The organism is Rodentibacter trehalosifermentans (genome assembly GCF_002000545.1).
Classification (GTDB): Bacteria; Pseudomonadota; Gammaproteobacteria; order Enterobacterales; family Pasteurellaceae; genus Rodentibacter; species Rodentibacter trehalosifermentans.
Genome location: NZ_MLHL01000048.1, coordinates 1 through 4,078 on the forward strand (window position 1 = coordinate 1; position 4,078 = coordinate 4,078).

Consider the following 4,078-nt stretch of genomic DNA (forward strand, 5'->3'; position numbering starts at 1 on the left):
TTTCTGGATAGATTTTTTAATTTACAATGAGTTATCTTCATTTTTGTAGACTAACATACTAGCTAATCTACGTCAGCCCCAAATATTAAATTACACAATGAATTAATAGGCCCAGTTGATAAAAACTGGGCTTTTTTGTTTACGCACCACCCGGAACATACTGAAAAGAGCCGCCTAAGGCTTGGGAGCGAGTGTTTACGCAAAGATAGGTTTAACTCCCAAAGATATTTAGCAAGATAATTGATAAATTCTTTTTTCATTTGAAACAAATTTTGATATGATCCTAGGGGAATCATACTTTTTATGATTTTTGGGGAGAAAAATAATGCGTAAAACGACACCTTGTATCAGCCTTGCATTAGGGATCGGGTCTGTTTTATCTATTGCACCGACGGTATCTAGTGCTAAGCTATCTGATGTATCAAAATTTAATGTTCCAAATGCATCTCAAAATATTAATCAATATTGGCATAACGTTGGTGGGTATGTGCGAAGTTCATTAGCAAAAGCAAAGGAAGCCCATGAGCAAAGAAACTAATAATTTAGAAGAGAGTCAGGAACAAGAACTCATTGAGACTGTTGCTAAAGATCCAAAGTTACTTGAAAAATTAGTACAAACACCAGAAGTTGCTGGTGTTTTGTCTATTATGGTTCAGCAACAAATTAGCCATTCTGGCCCGCTTCCAATGGCTTCAGAAGTTGCAAAGTATAATGAGGTTATCCCCGATGGAGCAAACCGCATTATGATGATGGCAGAAAAGGAACAGGATGCTAATCATGCAGATCGCCGTAAACAGTTAGAACAACGTGATCAGGAATTGGCACAGAATGATGTTCGTCTCAAACAAGGGCAGGATGAAATTGATGTTATCAAACGTGGGCAATGGATTTCACTTGCTGTTATTACTTTATTTACTGCTTTGTCTGCACTGTTAGCTATTCTAGGTGATACGACAAGCGCAGCACTATTAATGGGTGCGGGACTGGTGGGGATTGTTACTGCGCTTATTTATGGTAAAAGAAATAAGGAATAAACTCTCATAAATTCAATATGTGATTTAAATTGGTGCTCTAATATTGCAACTTACTAAAATTTCAAAAGCCCTATTGCAATCAATGGGGCTTTTTTGTATTATCCTAATTAAGGTGTCGAAGCCTTAAACAGTAAGCGGAAATCCGCACCCGATAGCATAGCGGTTTTTTTATGCGTAAAATTCGTGATCTCTTTTCTCTCTTCCTACGAATTTTGGTTGTGCATACCTAAAATTTATCTATGTCGAGTGGGCGGAGAATACAACACCCGAAAGGGGAATAATCCCAGCCGACTTACTGCGGTTTTCGAACCACTCGACACCCTCAACAAAGCTACGGTTATCATAACCGCACCTTTAAATTTCGAAAAAAACAACAGTAAGGAGCAGACTATGTCTCAATCAACTCAAGTTTCAACAGTTCAATTTCACAACCAAACCTTAATTACATTTGAACAAGATAATCTGCAATATGTAGCAATGAAGCCGATCTGCGAAAACATCGGCTTAAACTGGGACGGACAACGCCAACGTATTCAACGTGATGAAGTGTTAAATTCAACCATTGTTATAATAACAACACCTACAAATGGCGGAGAGCAGCAAATGCTTTGTCTCCCAATCGACTACCTAAATGGTTGGTTATTTGGAATTGATGTGAAACGGGTAAAACCTGAAATCCGAGACACGCTAATTATGTACAAAAAAGAGTGCTACAAAGCATTAGCGGATTATTGGATAAAAGGCAAAGCCGAACGTAAAACAACCACAGACGAAAGAACAGGATTAAGACAAGCGGTAAGTGCGTTAGTGAGTAAGAAAGGATTAATCTATTCAGAGGCTTATTCACTCATTCATCAGCGTTTTAATGTTGAACACATTGACGAACTCACACCGGAACAGATTGGAATGGCGGTGGAATATGTGCATAAAATCGCTCTTGAGGGGGAATGGATTGAGCCGAAGAAAAATGAGCATTATTCTTTTGAATTTACCGAACACGAACTTCAACAGCTTGTATGGACATGGTTCGCCTTACTCCGCTGTGCTGAAATGTGCCAAGTGCTTTATCCTGCATTGCGACAAATTGGCTCGAGCTACGCCGCTACGGTGCGTGATTTAGGGGTTGAGTACAACTACACCATACGTCAATCGCAGAACACATTAAACCGAATTACAGAACAATTTGCCTGTGAGCCAAGTAGCAACTGGCGAGTATTAAAATACTTACGAGCCTACAATCCGAAGAAAAGCGGATTTCAACTCGATATTCTGTAAAAATTAACTAAAAGCCGACCGCACTTTTCCTCGTGAAAACCGTGCGGCGGTTTTCTTCACCCTAAATAACCCTGAGAAAGTCATTTCTCGGGGTTTTTTATTATCTAAAAACTAGCAGAGGAGAATATTATGCAACTTGCTAATCCTGAAAACTTTAAACAGTTTGTACAAAACAAAGATTCCAAAACGATTACCACATCTGAAACGGTGGCGAAAGTGTTTGGTAAATATCATAAACACGTTATGCGTGATATTCGTGAAATCTTAGAGGCAGGAGATGATGAATTTAACCGGACCAATTTTGGTCTCGTTGAATATATCGATAAAAAAGGCGAAAAACGCCCAATGTTTGAGATGACCAAAGACGGCTTTTTGTTATTGGTGATGGGGTATAAAACCAAGAAAGCGATGGCGATTAAAATTGCCTACATTAAAGCCTTTAATTTTATGCAAGAACAGTTAGCACAAAATGGAATGACATTGCTTGAGCAATACTATCAAGCATTAGGCGAACATAAAGCTGAAAAACAATTTGCCAGTCTATGTGGAAAAGGGCTCAATCAATGGAAAGACAAAAAGCCGTACCTAGAGGCGACATTAAAAGTATTTGAAGATAAATTACAAGTTGAATTACCGTTATTGAATTGACCGCACTTTTATGTGCGGTTTTTTTATCTAAAAAACAAAACCCCGAACACGGCAATGCTCAGGGTTTTCTTTTAAACACATAAACTAGGTATTTATATGAATGGCGATATTTTAAACGTTATCACTCAATTACTCAAGGAGTTAATTATGGAATATGGTTTATGGCAAATAACTTTTGCAGTGACAATTCCTATCTTAGTATTTGTTTTCCCTAAATTATTAAACGCCATCGCTAATTTAATTAGAGTACTAAAATGAAGAAAATTTAATAGGAGTCATTATGTCTTGGAGTTCAATCGGCGTGCCGAGTGTACCGGGATTGCCTAAGAATATCGGTGATGCGGCGATCAAATTCGGTGGTTCGCAGCTCATTAATCAATTTTTTGGAAACTATTGGGGGATTTTCGATCAAAACGGAATCCCTCTTTTACTTGCTGACAATGTGAGCTCCGTTAAATTTCAAAACCGTTCAAAGATTTCTGATGCGCCAACTGAGAAAGGGTCATTTGCCAGTTATAACAAAGTGGCAGAACCTTATGCGGTTGATGTGGTGATGACAAAAGCAAGCGGTGGTGTGATGGAGCGTGGTGCATTTTTAGCTTTGCTTGATACATTTGCGAACAGTACGGATTTGTTCATGGTGATAACACCGGAAGCGATTTATCCGAATTGTAATATTACCAGCTATGATTATGCACGCTCTGCCGGCGATGGGGCAAGAATGATTAAGGCGAATATTCACCTTCAAGAAGTGCGGGAAGTAGAAGTGCAGTACACGGAAACGAAAATGCCGGAATCTTCTGCAGAAAGTCAAAGTGGATCAATTTCAACAAAAGAGATACAGGCTGATAGCAATAAGTCAATCCTGAAGGAAATTTCTGATAAAGGTATTATGGAGTTTATAAAAGACTCTGTTAGTGAAGTTAAAAAAAAGGGGCTGACGTAGATTAGCCCTAAATTCCACACCATTTTCGCAACATTTTAAGTTGCTCTTTTGGTGTTCCAAAGTTAAACCGAAATTCACATTCCTTCAAGAATAAGGGAAAATTTTTTCGGTCGATTCCATTATATTTTCGGAGTATCCGCTTGGCTTGGCTCCAAAAATTTTCAATGCCGTTAAT

General features: G+C 38.5%; 6 protein-coding genes and 1 pseudogene. 6 read left to right on the top strand and 1 reads right to left on the bottom strand.

Features of this window, described 5'->3' with window-relative positions; all coding sequences use genetic code 11:
- Nucleotides 1–325: 325 nt before the first annotated feature.
- From BKK52_RS08720 to BKK52_RS08740, 6 genes are all read left to right on the top strand, one after another.
- Entirely contained in the window at nucleotides 326–538 is a 213-nt protein-coding gene (locus BKK52_RS08720; protein WP_077474817.1) for a hypothetical protein, read from the top strand.
- Nucleotides 522–1,034, top strand: a complete 513-nt coding sequence (locus BKK52_RS08725; RefSeq protein WP_077474818.1) for a DUF2335 domain-containing protein — start codon at nucleotides 522–524, stop codon at nucleotides 1,032–1,034. The genes BKK52_RS08720 and BKK52_RS08725 overlap by 17 nt, the downstream gene beginning before the upstream one ends.
- Nucleotides 1,035–1,424: 390 nt before the next feature.
- Nucleotides 1,425–2,309: a phage antirepressor N-terminal domain-containing protein gene (locus BKK52_RS08730; protein ID WP_077478522.1), complete on the top strand. Its 885-nt coding sequence runs from the start codon at nucleotides 1,425–1,427 to the stop codon at nucleotides 2,307–2,309.
- A 129-nt stretch (nucleotides 2,310–2,438) separates the two neighbouring features.
- Nucleotides 2,439–2,957 carry a Rha family transcriptional regulator gene (locus BKK52_RS08735; protein WP_077474820.1) on the top strand — a complete coding sequence of 173 codons (519 nt, stop codon included), beginning with the start codon at nucleotides 2,439–2,441 and terminating at the stop codon, nucleotides 2,955–2,957.
- A gap of 96 nt (nucleotides 2,958–3,053) precedes the next feature.
- Nucleotides 3,054–3,215, top strand: coding sequence for a hypothetical protein (locus tag BKK52_RS13525; RefSeq protein ID WP_158076041.1), 162 nt, complete (start codon nucleotides 3,054–3,056; stop codon nucleotides 3,213–3,215).
- Nucleotides 3,216–3,237: 22 nt separating this feature from the next.
- Entirely contained in the window at nucleotides 3,238–3,903 is a 666-nt protein-coding gene (locus BKK52_RS08740) for a phage baseplate protein (protein ID WP_077478523.1), read from the top strand.
- Between the two features lie 7 nt (nucleotides 3,904–3,910).
- Here the strand turns inward: BKK52_RS08740 and BKK52_RS08745 are convergent.
- Nucleotides 3,911–4,078: pseudogene (locus BKK52_RS08745) on the bottom strand (IS1595 family transposase); the annotation flags it as partial.